Below are 15,974 nucleotides of genomic sequence, written 5' to 3' on the forward strand. Positions count from 1 at the left end.
CCTCCACGACGCTCGTCCGATCTAGCGCGGCGCCGGCCACGGCGGGCTGGGTCACGGGGTCGGCCGCGCGGCGGGCGCGCGCGGCGCCCGGGGCGGGCAGCCGGAAGATGGCGCGCACCAGCGGCGGGGCCGCGATGAGCAGCACGATCACGGACTGCACCACGAGGACGATGTCGACCGGCACCCCGGTCTCGGTCTGCATGGTCACGCCGCCGGCGCGCAGGGCGCCGAAGAGCAGGCCCGCGAACAGCACGCCCACCGGGTGGGACCGGCCGAGCAGCGCCACCGTGATCGCGTCGAAGCCGAAGGACCCGGCCACGGAGGTGTTCAGCGTGCTCTCCGTGCCGGCCACGTGGGTGGCGCCGGCCAGGCCGGCCAGGCCGCCGGAGATCGCCATGGCGGCCAGGTAGGAGCCCTTGACGGAGATGCCGGCCGTGCGGGCGGCGTCCGGGTTGGCGCCCACGGCCCGCAGGCGGAAGCCGAGGGTGGAGCGCTGCATCAGCCACCACGTGAAGAGCACGGCCAGCAGCGCGACGAAGAAGCCCCAGTGCAGCCGGAAGTCGGTCCCCAGCAGCCGCGGGAACATGGCGGAGCGGTCCAGCGGCGCGGACACCGGGTTCGTGGTGCCGGGCGCCCGCAGGACGGGGGTGTTCAACAGGTAGGCGAGCAGGTTCACCGCCACGTAGTTGAGCATGATCGTGAGGATCACCTCGTGCGCGCCCGTCCAGGCCTTGAGCACGCCGACGACGGAGCCCCACAGCACGCCGCCGAGCACGCCCATCACGACGACGAGCAGCAGGTGCACGCCGGCCGGCAGGTGCAGGTGCACGCCGAACCACGTGGCGAACATGGCGCCGAAGATGAACTGACCCTGGCCGCCGATGTTGAACAGGCCCGCCCGGAAGGCGATGGCGATGCCCAGCGAGATGATGATCAGCGGGGTCGCCACGGTGAGGGTCTCGGTGAGCGGGTAGAGCATGCCCGTCGCGTCCGAGGCCCGGTAGTTGAAGACGGCGCCGCGGAACAGGGCCGCGAAGGCTCCGGCGAACGCGGCCCAGGCGGCGGAGAGCAGGTCGCCCGGGCGGGCGAAGAAGTAGCCGGCGGCGTCGCGGACGTCCTCGTCCACGGCGATGATCAGCAGGCCGGAGATCAGCAGGGACAGCAGGATCGCCAGGGCGGTGACCGTGCCGTTGCCCGAGAGGATCCGGCGCAGGGCGGAGTCGGCGGGGGCGGGCCGGGCGGCCGCGTCGGACGCGGGGGCCGGGCGCTGCGGGGCGGCGGTGCTCACGGGCGCTCTCCTTCCGTGGTGGGGTGGGCGGCGGGCGCCGCGCCGGCGGTGCCGGGCGTGCCCGCGGCGACGTCCGCGCCGGAGGCGAGGGCCGCGTCGTCGGGGGTCTGGCCGGCCATCATGAGGCCGAGCGTCTCGCGCGAGGTGTCCCCCGGCACGATGTCCACGATCCGCCCGTGGTACATCACGGCGATCCGGTCGGCCAGCTCGAGGACCTCGTCCAGCTCGGTGGAGACGATCAGCACGGGGGTGCCGGCGTCGCGCTCGGCGATGATCCGGTCGTGCAGGAACTCGATCGAGCCGACGTCCACGCCGCGCGTGGGCTGCGAGGCGATGAACAGGCGCAGCCCGTCCACGAGCTCGCGGGCCATGACGACCTTCTGCTGGTTGCCTCCCGAGAGGGAGGAGACCGGCAGGTCCACGCCCTGGGTGCGGACGTCGAACTCGGCCACGCGGCGCTCGGCGTGCGCCCGCACCGCGGCGGGGCGCATCTGCACGGCGTTGCCGGCCGGGGCGACGTCGAACCGGTTGAGCACCATGTTCTCCGCCACGGAGAACGGGCCGACGAGCCCGTCCGTGGAGCGGTCCTCGGGCACGAAGCCGACGCCGGCGCGGATGATCTGGCGGGTGGACCGGCCGATCAGCTCCCGGCCGTCCAGGGTGACGGAGCCGGTGGCCTTGACCAGGCCCATGATCGCCTCGGTCAGCTCGGTCTGCCCGTTGCCCTGCACACCGGCCACGGCGAGCACCTCGCCCTGGCGGACGGCGAAGGACACGGCGTCCAGCAGCACCTGGCCCGTGGGCGAGACGACGGAGAGGTCCTCGACGCGGAACGTCTCCTCCCCCAGGGTCGGGGCCGTCTTGCGCCGCTCGAGGACGACGCTCCGGCCCACCATGAGGGCGGCCAGCTCGGCGGCCTCGGCGGAGGGGTCCGCCGTGCCGACCACGCGGCCGCGGCGCAGCACGGTGATGTCGTCCGAGACGGCCTTGACCTCGCGCAGCTTGTGGGAGATGAACACGATCGCCGTGCCGTCCTCCCGCAGCTGCCGGATGATGCCGAGCAGCTCGTCGGTCTCCTGGGGGGTGAGCACGGCGGTCGGCTCGTCCAGGATGAGGATGCGCGCGTCGCGGACGAGGGCCTTGATGATCTCGACGCGCTGCTGCACGCCCACGGGCAGGTCCTCGACGACGGCGTCCGGGTCCACGTCGAAGCCGTACTGGGCGGAGATCTCCCGGATCCGCCGGCGGGTGGCCTCGAGGTCGAGCACGCCCAGGGCGCGGGTGTGCTCGTCGCCGAGGGCCACGTTCTCGGCCACCGTGAAGACGGGCACGAGCATGAAGTGCTGGTGCACCATGCCGATGCCCGCGCGCATGGCCTCACCGGGACCGGAGAACCGGACGGGCTCGCCGTCGAGGAGGATCTCCCCCTCGGTGGGCTCGTAGAGCCCGAAGAGGACGTTCATCAGGGTGGACTTGCCGGCGCCGTTCTCGCCGAGGAGGGTGTGCACCCGCCCCGACTCCACGGTCAGGTTCACGTCCTCGTTCGCGGCGAACGAGCCGAAGCGCTTGGTGATCCCGCGCAGTTCGAGCCTCATCGAGGGCCTTCCGTCTGGTCGATGCTCGTGGTGCCGCGCTCGGCGGCGGGGGCGGGCCGGGCGCCCGCGCGCCGCGGGGCCGGTCCGGAGGGGTCCGGGCCGGCCCTGCGGCGGTGGCGAGGCGGGTCAGGCCTCCGGGGAGTACTCCGAGCCGACCTTCAGCTCGCCCGAGACGATCTTGGCCTCGAGGTCCTTGAGCTCGTCCTTGAGCTCCTGCGGCACCGTGTCCTCGAAGTCGTGGAACGGGGCCAGCTCGACGCCCTTGTTCTCCAACGTGCCCACGTAGGGCTCGGCCGAGAACTCGTCCTTCAGGTCCGCGGCGATCACGTCGGCGACGGACTGGCCCATGTTCTTCTTCACCGAGGTGAGGATCAGGTTGCCGTCCTTGGTGGACTCGTAGCCGTCCGAGTCCGGCCAGATGACCTTGACGTCCTTGCCGCCCTGGTTCGCCTCGCGGACGGCGTCCAGGGTGCCCAGGCCCACGGGGCCGGCCACCGGCATCACGATGTCGGCGCCCTCGTTGATGAAGTTGGCGGTGTTCGTCTTGCCGTTGGCCACGTTCTTGAAGTCGCCCGTGAAGGAGCCGGTCTTCGCGTCCTTGTCCCAGCCCAGGACCTTGACGTCCTTGTCCTTGACCTCGTTGTAGTGCTCCACGCCGCGGGCGAAGCCGTCCATGAAGATGGTGACGGTGGGGATCTCCATGCCGCCGTAGGTGGCCACGGTGCCGGTCTCGGTGGTGCCCGCCGCCAGGTAGCCGGCCAGGAACGCCGCCTGCGCCGTGTCGTAGGTGAGCTTCTGGAAGTTGTCGGAGAAGCCCTCCGCGGTGACGTCCACGCCGAAGAAGTGGGTGTCCGAGTGCTGCGCGGCGATCGGCTTCATGGCGTCGCCGAGGAGGAAGCCCACGCCGATGACGGCGTCGCAGTCGGCGTTGACCATGGCGGTCACGTTCGGGGTGAACTCGCTGGGCTCGTTCGACTCGGCCTCGCTGGTGGTGATGCCGTAGGCCTTCTCGGCGGCCTTGAGGCCCTCGTAGGAGGACTGGTTGAAGGAGCGGTCGTCGAAGCCGCCCTCGTCCGAGACGATGCAGGCCTTGTAGTCCTTGTTGTCCGAGCCGACGCCGTCCACGGTGGCGATGGCCTCGCTCTCGGCGGCGCCGGAGCCCGAGGCCTCGGACTGCTCCGGCGGGGCGCCGCACGCGGTCAGCAGCAGGCCGGAGACGCCGAGCGCGGCGACGGGGAGCAGGAGACGACGACGGCGCGCGGCCGAGGGGGTGGCGATGCCCATGGGGTCCTCATTTCGGAAGGCACGGTGCGAGGTCCGCGGCCGGTGGCCGCGGAAAGACGGGGCCCGTGCGGGCGGCCCCGTCCGGATGAGCGCGAGTCTACCGAACGGTGGGCCCGTCCCCTCCGGCGGGTGCGGGCGGCGGGGTCAGTGGTGGTCCTCGCCCGTGAGCACCTGCAGCGCGGCGGCGGTGAAGACCCGCATGCCCACGCCGATGGCCCGCTCGTCCGGCGCGTAGTCCCCGCGGTGCAGATCGTAGATGGGGCCACCCGGGGACCGGGTGCCGAGGCGCAGCATGGAGCCGGGCACCTTCTGGGTCATCCAGGCGAAGTCCTCGCCGCCCATCGACTGCGGGGTCAGGACGATCGCCCGCGAGCCGAGCTCCCGCCGCGCCGCGGTCTCGATCAGCGCCGTCTCGCCCTCGGTGTTGTGCACCGGCGGGACGCCGCGCACGTGCTCGAGCTGCACGTGCACGCCGTACGGCGCGGCCACCTGCCGGACCACCTCGTCGAGCAGCGCACCGGCCTCCTCCCACACGTCCGCGTCGAGGCAGCGCATGGTCCCGGCCAGGTAGCCGGTGTTGTCGATCGCGTTGGGCGCGCTGCCGGCGGCGATCTGCCCCCACACCACGGAGACGGCCGAGCGCACGTCGATCCGCCGGGAGAGCACGGCGGGCACGTTCACGGCGATCTGGGACAGGGCGAAGACCATGTCCTCGGTGAGGTGGGGCCGCGAGGTGTGCCCCCCGCGTCCGGTGAGGGTGATCCGGATCGTGTCCGCCGCCGAGGTGATGGCGCCGATGCGGGTGCCGATCGAGCCGACGTCGACCTGGGGGTCGCAGTGCGCCGCCAGGATGCGGGGCACGTCGTCGAGGATCCCCTGCCGCAGCACGGCCAGGGAGCCGCCGGGCAGCCGCTCCTCCGCGGGCTGGAAGATGACGCGGACCGTGCCGTGGACCCGCTCGCCGACCGCGCGCAGGTCGGGGTCGGCGGTGGCCCCGCGGAGGATGCGGCCGAGGGCGACGGCCACACCCGCCATGACGGCGGTGTGCATGTCGTGGCCGCACGCGTGCGCGACGCCGTCATTGACGGACACGTAGGGCAGGCCGGTCTCCTCCTCGACCGGCAGCGCGTCGATGTCCGCGCGCAGGGCCAGCACCACCGGCCCCTCCCCGACGTCCACATAGGCGCCCGTGGACTCCATCCGCACGGGCGAGAGCCCATAGCCGGAGAGCAGCTCCACGATGCGGTCGGTGGTGCGGTACTCCTCATAGGAGAGCTCGGGATGCCGGTGCAGGTCCCGGCGGAAGGACACGATCTCGTCCTCGAGCTCGGCCACCACGGGGCCCACCGAGGGGACGGAGGTCGGACGGGGCCCGGTCAGCACGGAGTCGGAGGTGGTCATGGCCCAGCACCCTACTCCGGGGGTGCCGGTCGGTGCGGACCGGACCCGGCCGGGGACGCGGTCAGAGGACCTCGTCCACGCCCTCGGCCTTGAGCGCCTCGACGGCCTTCTTGACCTCCTGCGCGTGCTCCGTGGTGGTGACCAGCAGCGCGTCCTCGGTGTCCACCACGACGACGTCCTCGATGCCGATCAGCGCGATGACGCGCTTCGTGTCCGTCACCACGACGCCGGACGCGTCGTCCGAGTACACCCGCGGGGTGTCGCCGATCACCGTGATGCCGGAGGCGTCCTTGACCGGGTTCAGGCGGGCGATCGCCGCGAAGTCCCCCACGTCGTCCCACGTGAAGGAGCCGGGGATCACGGCCACGTCGCCGACGGCGGCGGCGGGCTCGGCCACGGCGTAGTCGATGGCGGTCTTCGTCAGCTCGGGCCACACCCGGGCCATGACCTCGTCCCGCTCCGGCGTCTCCCACGCGCGGGCGATCTCCATCAGGCCGGCGTGCAGCGCGGGCTCGTTCTCTTCGAGGTGGGCCAGCATGAGGCCCACGGGCGCCACGAACATGCCCGCGTTCCAGAGGTAGCGGCCGGACTTCACGTACTGCTGGGCGACCTTCAGGTCCGGCTTCTCCACGAACGCGGCGACGTCATGCGCGTCCGGAGCGCCGGCCACGCGGAGGCGGCGGCCCCGGCGGATGTAGCCGAAGCCCGTGGCCGCGTGCGTGGGCTCGATGCCGATGGTCACGATCCGGCCGGTGGCCGCCGTCTCGACGGCCTGCCGCACCGCGTCCTGGAAGACCTCCACCGGGGAGATCACCTGATCCGCCGCGAACGAGCCCATGATCGTGTCCGGGTCACGCAGGGAGAGGATCGCCGCGGCCAGGCCGATGGCGGCCGCGGAGTCCTTCGGCGAGGGCTCGAGCACCAGATCCGTCTCCGCCAGGGCCGGCAGCTGCGTGCACACCGCCTCCCGGTGGGCCTCCCCGGTCACCACGAGCATGCCCGCGGCCAGGGGCGCCAGACGGTCCCACGTGGCACGGATCAGGGTCTGGCCCGAGCCGGTGAGGTCGTGGAGGAACTTCGGCGCGGCGGCCCGCGAGAGGGGCCACAGGCGGGTGCCCACGCCCCCGGCGGGGATCACGGCGTGGAAGCGGGACAGGGCCGTGCCCGGCGCGGCCTCGCGCGGGGCATCGGTCAGGTTCGGATCGGTGCTCACCGGCCCAGACTACGGAACCGTCCGGACGGGGGACCACTCGACGCGTCCCAGGCGGGGCACAGCCCAGACCGAACAGGACGGCGGCGGGGCGCCGCACGCGTCACAGTGGTCGCCCGGGTCCCCGATCGGGCACGGAGGCGCGGGAAGGGTCTACCCTAGGCGGAGGAATCCACTCGCACACGCCCCTGCCCGTCGTCGTCCCACGGCGGAGGACCGGGATCGTGCATTCCCCCTGGAGGTATCAACCGTGTCTAGCGCCACTGCGCAGGCCCCGGCCAAGAACGGCCGCGGAACCCTGTACCGGGGCCACGGCGGCATGTGGTCCTGGGTGGGCCACCGCGTCACCGGCGTCGTCATCTTCTTCTACCTGCTCGTCCACGTGCTGGACACGGCCCTGGTCCGGGTCTCCCCCGAGGCCTACAACGCCGTGATCGGCTCGTACAAGACGTGGTACTTCGCGCTCGGCGAGGCCGGCCTCGTCGCGGCGATCATCTTCCACGCCCTGAACGGCCTGCGCATCATCCTGGTCGACTTCTGGAAGGGCGGCACCCAGCACCACAAGACCCTGCTGTGGATCGTGCTGGGGCTGTGGGTCGTCCTGACCCTGGGCTTCGCCATCCGTCATTTCAGCCTCGCACTCGGAGGTCACTGAGCCATGAGCACCACCGCTGAGACCACCATCGCGGCGCCCCGCAGCCGCCGTCTGGACCCCAAGTACACGCGCGACGGCGGCGGCCGCGGCAACTTCGAGATGCTCGCCTGGCTGTTCATGCGCATCTCTGGTGTCTTCCTCGTCGTGCTGATCGCCGTGCACCTGACCACCAACCTGCTGGTGGGCGACGGCATCCACGCCATCGACTTCGGCTTCGTGGCCGGCAAGTGGGCGCACCCGCTGTGGCAGTTCTGGGACCTGGCCCTCCTGTGGCTGGCCATGCTGCACGGCGCCAACGGCGTGCGCACGATCATCAACGACTACACCCGCCGCGGCAGCGCCCGCTTCTGGCTGACGATGATCCTGTACATCGCCACGGCCGTGATCATCATCCTCGGCACCCTGGTGATCTTCACCTTCGATCCCTGCATGGTGGACGCCTCCGGCGCCCTGCTCGAGGGCTCCCCGGCCTTCTGCGGCTGACCCCGGCAACGTTCACCCTGCGGTGCGGCCGGCCCGAGCGGCCGCCGCGTCACAGACACCCAGAAAGAGAGACCTGAATGCAGGTGCACAAGTACGACGTGGTGATCGTCGGCGCCGGCGGCGCGGGCATGCGCGCGGCCATCGAGGCCGGTCAGCGCGCGCACACCGCCGTCCTCACCAAGATCTACCCCACGCGTTCCCACACCGGCGCGGCCCAGGGCGGCATGTGCGCGGCCCTCGCCAACGTCGAGGAGGACAACTGGGAGTGGCACACGTTCGACACCGTCAAGGGCGGCGACTACCTGGTGGACCAGGACGCCGCGGAGGTCATGGCCAAGGAGGCCATCGACGCGGTGCTCGACCTCGAGAAGATGGGCCTGCCCTTCAACCGCACCCCCGAGGGCAAGATCGACCAGCGACGCTTCGGCGGCCACACCCGTGACCACGGCAAGGCGCCCGTGCGCCGCGCCTGCTACGCCGCGGACCGCACCGGCCACATGATCCTCCAGACGCTGTACCAGAACTGCGTCAAGCACAACGTGGAGTTCTACAACGAGTTCTACGTGCTCGACCTGCTGCTGGTGGAGGAGGACGCCGTGCGCGAGGACGGCACCGCCTACAAGCAGAAGCGCACCGCCGGCGTCGTCTCCTACGAGCTGGCCACCGGCGAGATCCACGTCTTCCAGGCCAAGTCGGTCGTCTTCGCCACCGGCGGCGCCGGCAAGGTGTACAAGACCACCTCGAACGCCCACACCCTCACCGGCGACGGCATGGCCATCGCCTACCGCGCGGGCCTGCCGCTGGAGGACATGGAGTTCGTGCAGTTCCACCCGACCGGCCTGGCCGGCCTGGGCATCCTGCTCTCCGAGGCCGCACGCGGCGAGGGCGGCATCCTCCGCAACGCGGACGGCGAGCGCTTCATGGAGCGCTACGCCCCCACCATCAAGGACCTCGCCCCGCGCGACATCGTGGCCCGGTCCATGGCCGAGGAGGTCCGTCAGGGCCGCGGCGCCGGTCCCAACAAGGACTACGTGCTGCTCGACCTGACGCACCTGGAGCCCTCGCACATCGACGAGAAGCTCCCGGACATCACCGAGTTCGCCCGCACGTACCTGGGCGTCGAGCCCTACACGGAGCCGGTGCCGGTGTTCCCCACCTGCCACTACTTCATGGGCGGCATCCCCACGAACATCAAGGCCGAGGTCCTCCAGGACAACGACACCGTCGTGCCGGGCCTGTACGCCGCCGGCGAGGTGGCCTGCGTATCCGTGCACGGGTCCAACCGCCTGGGCACCAACTCGCTGCTGGACATCAACGTGTTCGGCCGCCGCGCCGGCATCTACGCCGCCGAGTACGCCGTGCAGGCGGACTGGGTGGAGCTGCCCGAGGGCGGCGAGCTGCCGACCGTGGAGCACATCGAGAACCTGCGCTCCGCCACCGGCTCCGAGCGCGTCGCGGACATCCGCGCCGAGCTCCAGGAGTCCATGGACGCGGACATGCAGGTCTTCCGCGACGAGGACTCGATCCGCCGCGCACTGGCCAAGATCGAGGAGCTGCGCGGGCGCTACGAGAACGTGTCCGTCCAGGACAAGGGCCACCGCTTCAACCTCGACCTGCTCGAGGGCATGGAGCTGGGCTATCTCCTGGACATCGCCGAGGCGATGACCCTCGCGGCCCTGGGCCGCAAGGAGTCCCGCGGCGGCCACTACCGCGAGGACTACCCCGATCGCGACGACGAGAACTTCATGGCGCACACCATGATCTACCGTGACGAGACGGCGGAGATGGAGGGCGTCAAGGGCATCCGCTTCGAGACCAAGCCCGTCGTCGTGACCCGTTACCAGCCGATGGAGCGTAAGTACTGATGAGCCACTCAGCAACCGAGACCGAGGCCCCCGTGGCCCAGGCGCAGACCCAGTCCGCCGGCGGCGGCGCAGGCGAGGTCGAGAGCTTCGACATCGTGCTCAAGGTCCGCCGCTACCTCCCGGAGTCCTCCGAGGAGTCCTACTGGGACGAGTGGCGCCTGACCATGTACGGCACCGACCGCGTGCTGGACGCCCTGCACAAGGTCAAGTGGGACCACGACGGCACCCTGTCGTTCCGCCGCTCCTGCGCCCACGGCGTGTGCGGCTCCGACGCCATGCGCATCAACGGCCGCAACCGACTGGCCTGCAAGACGCTCCTGAAGGACCTCGACCTGTCCAAGCCCATCCTGGTGGAGCCCATCAAGGGCCTGCCGGTGGAGAAGGACCTGATCGTGGACATGGACCCGTTCTTCCAGTCCTACCGCGAGATCATGCCGTTCCTGGTCGCCGAGGGCCACGCGCCCACCAAGGAGCGCTACCAGTCCCAGGCCGACCGGGCGATCTACGACGACACCACGAAGTGCATCCTGTGCGCCGCGTGCACCTCGTCCTGCCCGGTGTTCTGGACGGACGGCCAGTACTTCGGCCCGGCCGCCATCGTCAACGCGCACCGGTTCATCTTCGACTCGCGTGACGAGGCCGGCGACATGCGCCTGGAGATCCTGAACGACAAGGAGGGCGTGTGGCGCTGCCGCACGACCTTCAACTGCACCGACGCGTGCCCCCGCGGCATCCAGGTGACCAAGGCGATCGCCGAGGTGAAGCAGGCCATCCTGGCCCGCCAGTTCTGATCCCCCGCACCACGACGGCGGCCCGTCTCCTCGCACGAGGAGGCGGGCCGCCGTCGTCGTGGGCGGAGCCCCCTCCCGCCGAGGCCCGCAGACGCGCCGTCACCGGACCGGCGTAGCGGCGTGTCTGCGGGCCTCGGCGTGGGGACGGGCGGGACCGGAGGCGGAGTCGGAGGCGGGGCGAGCTCAGACGTCGAAGGCGTCGCGCGTCTCCCGCCGGTGTGCCACACGCAGCCACACCGCGCTGGACACGAGCATCCCGACGACGGCGCCCAGCACGACCGGACCCCCTCCCCCGGCCTGCACCATCCGCCCGCCGTCGACCATCCAGAAGGCCGCCGTGAGCATCCCCAGCACCACGAACACGCTCCCCACGGGGCGCACGGCCCGAATCCGGCGGGTGATGCCGGCCAGGAGCACCAGGGTCAGGACGACCACCGCCGCGGCGGCCACCGGCCCCGCCCCCGCCGGGGTGAGGAACGCGGCGACGTCGGCGTCGGTGACCTCGCTCGCGCCCCAGGAGCGCGCCTCCAGCACGGCGCGGGCATAGGTGGGCGACAACTGCAGCGCGAGCACGCCCCCCACGCCGGCCGCGCTCAGTGCCCCCGTGACCGCCGTGACGGTCTGGAACAGGCGCAGGGGACGCAGGGCCGCGCGATCGGGACCGGGGTCGCGCTCCGTGGTCTCGTGGGGATCGTCGTGGAGGGGGTGCATGCCCCCCATCATGCCCGGCGGCGCAGGAAGGTCGTCGCGAGGCCCGGGTTGAAGGCGCACACGAGCCAGGCCGCGTTCACGAGCGCGAACAGCCCGCCCAGGACCAGGGGCAGCACCACGTCCCCGGCGGGGAAGACGAACAGGCGGATGGCCCCCAGCAGCGTCACGAAGATGGCGATCGAGGCGAACAGGGCACCCATGATGCGCGCCGTGTTGCTGTGCCGGGTCAGGCCGACGAGGACGATCGCGTAGACCGCCAGACCCAGCAGGGTCGCGAACCAGACACTGCCGGTGAGGGCGCCCTCGATGGCCTCGGCAGTCATCGCGGGCGACTGCGCGCCGCCCTCGGGCAGCGAGTCCGCGATGTCCTGGGCCGCGCCCGGGAGGAGGTTCCGCAGGATCGACGCGGCGTAGAGGACCGCGGACGCGACCGTGAGCCCGAGCAGCGCCCGGAACACGCCGGGGGTGCGGGCATCGGGGCGGATGAGCGGGCGGGCGTCCGGGCCGGAGTGCCCGGCGATGCGCCGCCGCGCTTCGTCCGGACCCACCACGGGCCGCCCGCCGCCGTCCAGGTCGTCGGAGTCGGGGGACACGGGATGCGGGGGTCGATGATCGGAGGCCATGTCGCCATGGTCTCCGCTGGCCGACGCCGGGGCGAGGGCTGGCGACCCAGGACTCGCCGCCGGCGAACGGCGTCGGGGTCAGGCGCGGCGGCCCTGACGGGTGTAGGCCGCGACCTGCGGGTTGAAGGCCTTGACCAGCCACAGGATGTTCACGATCACCAGCGCCAGGCTGAGCACGGAGGCCAGCACGCCGCCGATGCCGGGGTAGGTCACGAAGGAGAAGATGCCGCCGACGGCGCTGAGGGTGCCCAGGATCGCGACGACGATGCCGAGGATGCGGGCCCAGTTCTTGGCCCCGCGGAGGTTGAAGTACACCAGGGCGTACAGGGCCACGCCGATGAGCAGGACGATGATCGTGCCCACCGTCACGGAGGCGCCCACGACAGGCGCGATCTCCTCCACCTGCTCGGGGGTGAGGCCGCTCTGGCGAAGGGAGTCCCGCATGCGTTCGATGCTCTCCTCGCCGCCGAACAGGGCCGGCAGGGAGGACAGCACGTACAGCGCGAGCGACGTGAGTGTCAGCGTCAGGAGCGCGGGGAACGCGGCCGGCTCCGGGACGATGCCGTACGGGCTGCCCGGCTGGGCGCCGTAGCCCGGGGCCGCGTAGGGCTGCGTGCCGTAGCGGGAGCCCGCGGCGGGCTGGCCCGGGTTCGGGTCCTGGTGCGGTCGATCGGTGGTCATGGTGAGCTCCTCGGTGTCGGGGGTGCGGGTGGTGGTGATGACGGGCGCGGCGGCAGGATCACTCGTGCCGCAGTGCCTCGATGGGATCCTTGCGGGCCGCACGCAGGGCGGGCAAGGTGCCGGCGATGAACGCGATGGCCACGATCAGCAGCAGGATCAGCAGCAGGGCGAGGGGGTTGACCGCGAACAGGACCAGGCCGGTGACGCCGCTGAGGGGGCCGGTGGTCAGCACCTGGTTCGCGATGAGTCCGACGGCGACGCCCAGGCCGATGCCGATCAGCGAGCCGAGCAGGCCGATCACGACGGCCTCCATGGTGAACAGGCCGAAGATCTTCCCGCCGGTCATGCCGAGAGCCTTCATGAGGCCGATCTCCCGGGTGCGCTCCTGCACCGCCATGAGCAGGGTGTTGATGATGCCGAAGCTGGCGGCGAGCAGCGCGATGAGCGCGAAGCCGGTCAGCACCCACGTGACGGCGTCGATGATGCCGCGGATCACGCCGAGCTGCTCCTCGAGGGTCTGCGCCAGCAGGCCCTGGTCGGCCAGCGCCTGCTTCACGGCGTCCTCGTTCGCCTCCGGGTCCTCCACGATCGCCGTGGCCTGGAAGTAGGTGTCCCGCTGGGACTCCGGCAGGCCCTCCGTCGTGATGTCGTAGATCGCCTGCTCGAGCGACTCCGACGGCGTCGGGGCGGTGCCCGCACCGGACGCGGCCGCCTTCGTCACACCGACCACGGTGGCCTTCACGGACTTGTGCTCCTGCAGCGGGGTCGCTGCCACGACGGTCAGCTCCGTGCCGATCAGGTCCTCGGCGTCGCTGGCGCCCAGGTCCTCCACCCACGACTCGGGCACGACGATCTCGTTGGCCCCGGCCTCGGGGGCACGGCCGGCGGAGAAGGTGAGCATGTCGATCTCACCGGAGCTGCCCATGAAGCCGGTCTGCCACTTGCGGCCGTCCGGGCCCTGGATGTACTCCGGCTCGGCCACCCGATAGGTCTTCACCTCGGTGACGTGCTCGGTGTCCTCGATCGCGGCGAGGTCCTCCTGGGTGAGCAGCGGCATGCCGAACATCTCGCCGCCGGCGGCGTCCTGCTCCGTGTACTCCTGGGGCGAACCGCTCACCGCGCCGGCCGAGGACATGTCCTGCTGCTTCATCACGGTCAGCTCGCCGGGCTGGCCGAAGCCCTCGACCACGTTGTCCACGTACTTGTTGATTCCCGCGCCGAGCCCCGTGGTGAGGGTCAGCGTGAATGCGCCGATCACGATCGCGACGACGGTGAGGAACGTGCGCAGCTTGGAGCGCATCGTGTTGGCGAGCGCCGTGCCCGCGACGTCGGTGACCTTCATGCCCATGCTCCGTCCTGCTCGGTGCCGACGCGCTCGTCGGCGATGACCACGCCGTCCTGCAGCTCGACGCGACGGTCGCACTTCGCGGCCAGGTCGTCGTCGTGCGTGACCACCACGAGGGTGATGCCCTCGTCGCGGTGCAGGCCGAAGAGGATGTCCTCCACGGCCGCCGAGGTGGCGGAGTCCAGGTTGCCCGTGGGCTCGTCCGCGAACAGCACCGTCGGGTTGTTCACGAGCGCACGGGCGATGCACACGCGCTGCTTCTGGCCGCCGGAGAGGTCCGTGGCCTTGTTCTTCGCCTTGTCCGCGAGCTCGAGCCGCTCGAGCACCGCCATGCCGCGGCGGGTGCGCTGGGCCCGGCCCACGCCGGCGATCTTCAGCGGCAGCACGGTGTTCTCCAGGACCGTCTGGTTCGGGTTCAGGAAGAACTGCTGGAACACGAAGCCGAACCGCTCGTTGCGCAGCTGGGAGATCTCCGCGGCCTTGAGCTGGGAGACGGGACGGCCGTCCATCGCGACGACGCCGGCGGAGGGCTGGTCCAGCAGCGCCAGCAGGTGCATCAGGGTGGACTTGCCGGAGCCGGACTTGCCGACGACGGCCAGGGACTCGCCGCGCTGGATCTGCAGGGTGATGCCCTTCAGCGCGTCGAAGCGGGACGCCCCGCGACCGTAGACCTTGACGAGGTTCTCCGTCTCCAGGACGGGTTCGGCGCCGGGCGGGACCTCGGCGACGGCGGGGATGGGGACAGCGGTGGACATGGCTCCGGCACTCCTCTGTCGGTGGGGCTCGCCCCCGCTGCGGCAGGAGCGGAGGCAGTGCCTCCATCCTGACAGCCGCGCACGCGCCGCCGCCTCCGCCTCGAGTCGGAGAACACGACGGCCCGCGTCCCCCGCAGGTCGGGGGCGCGGGCCATCGTCGGGAGGCCGCGGGGCCGGTGCGGCCCGGCTCAGCGCAGCGGCGGCAGGAAGCCGACCTTGGCGTAGACGTCCTCGAGCACGGGCGTGGCCACGGCGCGGGCCTTCTCGGCTCCGGAGGCGAGGATGCGGTCCAGCTCAGCGGGGTCGGCGAGCAGCTCGAGGGCGCGCTCGCGCACGGGGGCCAGGCGCTCGACGACAGCGTCCGCCACCGCGACCTTGAGGTGCCCGTACATCTTGCCGACGAACTCCTCCTCGAGCTGCGGGATCGGCGTGCCGGACACCGCGGCGAGGATGGTCAGCAGGTTGGAGACGCCGGGCTTGGCCTCGCGGTCGAAGCGCACCTCGGTGCCGTCGTCGGTGACCGCGGACTTGATCTTCTTGGCGGTCTTCTTCGGCTCCTCGAGGATGTTGATGAGCCCGTTCGGGGACGCCGCGGACTTGGACATCTTCGACGTGGGGTCCTGCAGGTCGTAGATGCGCGCGCCGGTCTCCGGGTAGAAGCCGGTGGGCACCACGAACGTCTCGCCGTAGCGGTGGTTGAAGCGCTGGGCGAGGTCGCGGGTGAGCTCCACGTGCTGGCGCTGGTCGTCGCCCACGGGCACGCCATGCGGCTGGTAGAGCAGGATGTCCGCGGCCATGAGCATGGGGTACGCGAGCAGGCCGACGCCGGCCGCGTCCGCGCCCTGCTTGGCGGACTTGTCCTTGAACTGGGTCATGCGCATGGCCTCGCCCATGCCGGTCATGCAGGTCAGCACCCACGCCAGCTGCGCGTGCTCGGGCACCTGGGACTGGACGAACAGCGTGGAGCGCTCGGGGTCGATGCCGCCGGCGATGAACTGCGCGGCGGCCACCCGCGTGCGCTCCGCCAGGGCTGCCGGGTCCTGCGGCACGGTGATGGCGTGCAGGTCGGGGATGAAGAAGAACGCCTCGAAGTCGGCCTGGGTGCGCTCCCAGTTCACGAGGGCACCGAGGTAATTGCCCAGGTGGAGGGAGTCCGCCGAGGGCTGCATGCCGGAGAGCACGCGGTGCCGGGCGGACGCGCCGGCCAGGTGGGCGGTGGCGGCGGCGTCCTGGGCCAGGACGTCCTGGACGGAGTTCTTCTTCATGGTCATCTCAGCCTCGGGTCTC

Annotated in this window: 15 protein-coding genes; 4 read left to right on the forward strand and 11 right to left on the reverse strand. The window is 71.5% G+C overall.

Annotated features, from left to right (window positions below):
• The 5 genes from MF605_RS04510 to MF605_RS04530 form a co-directional block, all read right to left on the reverse strand.
• The coding region (locus MF605_RS04510) for an ABC transporter permease (RefSeq protein ID WP_242821242.1) at positions 1-1,288 on the reverse strand (1,288 nt) is incomplete at its 3' end.
• Entirely contained in the window at positions 1,285-2,883 is a 1,599-nt protein-coding gene (locus tag MF605_RS04515) for an ABC transporter ATP-binding protein (RefSeq protein WP_134416296.1), read from the reverse strand. The genes MF605_RS04510 and MF605_RS04515, both read right to left, overlap by 4 nt.
• Positions 2,884-3,009: 126 nt before the next feature.
• Positions 3,010-4,167, reverse strand: a complete 1,158-nt coding sequence (locus MF605_RS04520; protein WP_061866928.1) for a BMP family lipoprotein — start codon at positions 4,165-4,167, stop codon at positions 3,010-3,012.
• A gap of 144 nt (positions 4,168-4,311) precedes the next feature.
• Positions 4,312-5,568, reverse strand: a complete 1,257-nt coding sequence (locus tag MF605_RS04525) for an amidohydrolase (RefSeq protein WP_036314553.1) — start codon at positions 5,566-5,568, stop codon at positions 4,312-4,314.
• Between the two features lie 61 nt (positions 5,569-5,629).
• A complete protein-coding gene (locus tag MF605_RS04530) occupies positions 5,630-6,781 on the reverse strand; it encodes a mannose-1-phosphate guanylyltransferase (RefSeq protein ID WP_002856569.1) in 1,152 nt (383 codons plus the stop codon).
• Positions 6,782-7,028: 247 nt separating this feature from the next.
• On the opposite strand from MF605_RS04530, the gene sdhC reads away from it, so the two are divergent.
• The 4 genes from sdhC (at position 7,029) to MF605_RS04550 (ending at position 10,572) form a co-directional block, all read left to right on the forward strand.
• Positions 7,029-7,433 carry a succinate dehydrogenase, cytochrome b556 subunit gene (sdhC, locus tag MF605_RS04535; RefSeq protein ID WP_078025777.1) on the forward strand — a complete coding sequence of 135 codons (405 nt, stop codon included), beginning with the start codon at positions 7,029-7,031 and terminating at the stop codon, positions 7,431-7,433.
• Between the two features lie 3 nt (positions 7,434-7,436).
• Positions 7,437-7,916 (forward strand): succinate dehydrogenase hydrophobic membrane anchor subunit, encoded by a 480-nt coding sequence (locus MF605_RS04540; RefSeq protein WP_036314556.1) that lies wholly within the window; start codon positions 7,437-7,439, stop codon positions 7,914-7,916.
• A 77-nt stretch (positions 7,917-7,993) separates the two neighbouring features.
• On the forward strand, positions 7,994-9,781 hold the full coding sequence (sdhA, locus tag MF605_RS04545; RefSeq protein ID WP_036381944.1) for a succinate dehydrogenase flavoprotein subunit: 1,788 nt from the start codon (positions 7,994-7,996) through the stop codon (positions 9,779-9,781).
• Positions 9,781-10,572: a succinate dehydrogenase iron-sulfur subunit gene (locus MF605_RS04550; protein WP_036381948.1), complete on the forward strand. Its 792-nt coding sequence runs from the start codon at positions 9,781-9,783 to the stop codon at positions 10,570-10,572. The genes sdhA and MF605_RS04550 overlap by 1 nt, the downstream gene beginning before the upstream one ends.
• A gap of 183 nt (positions 10,573-10,755) precedes the next feature.
• Here the strand turns inward: MF605_RS04550 and MF605_RS04555 are convergent, their stop codons facing one another.
• From MF605_RS04555 to trpS, 6 genes are all read right to left on the reverse strand, one after another.
• On the reverse strand, positions 10,756-11,283 hold the full coding sequence (locus MF605_RS04555) for a hypothetical protein (RefSeq protein ID WP_036381951.1): 528 nt from the start codon (positions 11,281-11,283) through the stop codon (positions 10,756-10,758).
• A gap of 8 nt (positions 11,284-11,291) precedes the next feature.
• Positions 11,292-11,906, reverse strand: a complete 615-nt coding sequence (locus MF605_RS04560) for a hypothetical protein (RefSeq protein WP_181743507.1) — start codon at positions 11,904-11,906, stop codon at positions 11,292-11,294.
• Positions 11,907-11,984: 78 nt separating this feature from the next.
• On the reverse strand, positions 11,985-12,587 hold the full coding sequence (locus tag MF605_RS04565; RefSeq protein ID WP_036381954.1) for a hypothetical protein: 603 nt from the start codon (positions 12,585-12,587) through the stop codon (positions 11,985-11,987).
• A 58-nt stretch (positions 12,588-12,645) separates the two neighbouring features.
• A complete protein-coding gene (locus tag MF605_RS04570) occupies positions 12,646-13,929 on the reverse strand; it encodes an ABC transporter permease (protein WP_036382034.1) in 1,284 nt (427 codons plus the stop codon).
• Complete coding sequence (locus MF605_RS04575) at positions 13,926-14,687, reverse strand: ABC transporter ATP-binding protein (RefSeq protein ID WP_036381958.1); 762 nt, start codon at positions 14,685-14,687, stop codon at positions 13,926-13,928. Before MF605_RS04575 ends, MF605_RS04570 begins: the two co-directional genes overlap by 4 nt.
• A gap of 188 nt (positions 14,688-14,875) precedes the next feature.
• The gene (gene trpS, locus MF605_RS04580) at positions 14,876-15,958 is read right to left on the reverse strand and encodes a tryptophan--tRNA ligase (RefSeq protein ID WP_036381961.1); all 1,083 of its coding nucleotides are present in this window, start codon (positions 15,956-15,958) and stop codon (positions 14,876-14,878) included.
• Positions 15,959-15,974: the final 16 nt, after the last annotated feature.

The sequence above is a fragment of the Micrococcus luteus genome (assembly GCF_022664405.1).
GTDB lineage: Bacteria > Actinomycetota > Actinomycetes > Actinomycetales > Micrococcaceae > Micrococcus > Micrococcus luteus.

Bases quoted from the DNA above. Each gene is read 5' to 3' on its own strand.
- MF605_RS04520 (WP_061866928.1), bottom strand. From the start codon at position 4,167: ATGGGCATCGCCACCCCCTCGGCCGCGCGCCGTCGTCGTCTCCTGCTC.
- MF605_RS04570 (WP_036382034.1), bottom strand. From the start codon at position 13,929: ATGAAGGTCACCGACGTCGCGGGCACGGCGCTCGCCAACACGATGCGC.
- MF605_RS04565 (WP_036381954.1), bottom strand. From the start codon at position 12,587: ATGACCACCGATCGACCGCACCAGGACCCGAACCCGGGCCAGCCCGCC.
- MF605_RS04550 (WP_036381948.1), top strand. From the start codon at position 9,781: ATGAGCCACTCAGCAACCGAGACCGAGGCCCCCGTGGCCCAGGCGCAG.
- MF605_RS04515 (WP_134416296.1), bottom strand. From the start codon at position 2,883: ATGAGGCTCGAACTGCGCGGGATCACCAAGCGCTTCGGCTCGTTCGCC.
- MF605_RS04555 (WP_036381951.1), bottom strand. From the start codon at position 11,283: ATGCACCCCCTCCACGACGATCCCCACGAGACCACGGAGCGCGACCCC.
- MF605_RS04575 (WP_036381958.1), bottom strand. From the start codon at position 14,687: ATGTCCACCGCTGTCCCCATCCCCGCCGTCGCCGAGGTCCCGCCCGGC.
- MF605_RS04560 (WP_181743507.1), bottom strand. From the start codon at position 11,906: ATGGCCTCCGATCATCGACCCCCGCATCCCGTGTCCCCCGACTCCGAC.
- sdhA (WP_036381944.1), top strand. From the start codon at position 7,994: ATGCAGGTGCACAAGTACGACGTGGTGATCGTCGGCGCCGGCGGCGCG.
- MF605_RS04525 (WP_036314553.1), bottom strand. From the start codon at position 5,568: ATGACCACCTCCGACTCCGTGCTGACCGGGCCCCGTCCGACCTCCGTC.
- trpS (WP_036381961.1), bottom strand. From the start codon at position 15,958: ATGACCATGAAGAAGAACTCCGTCCAGGACGTCCTGGCCCAGGACGCC.
- MF605_RS04540 (WP_036314556.1), top strand. From the start codon at position 7,437: ATGAGCACCACCGCTGAGACCACCATCGCGGCGCCCCGCAGCCGCCGT.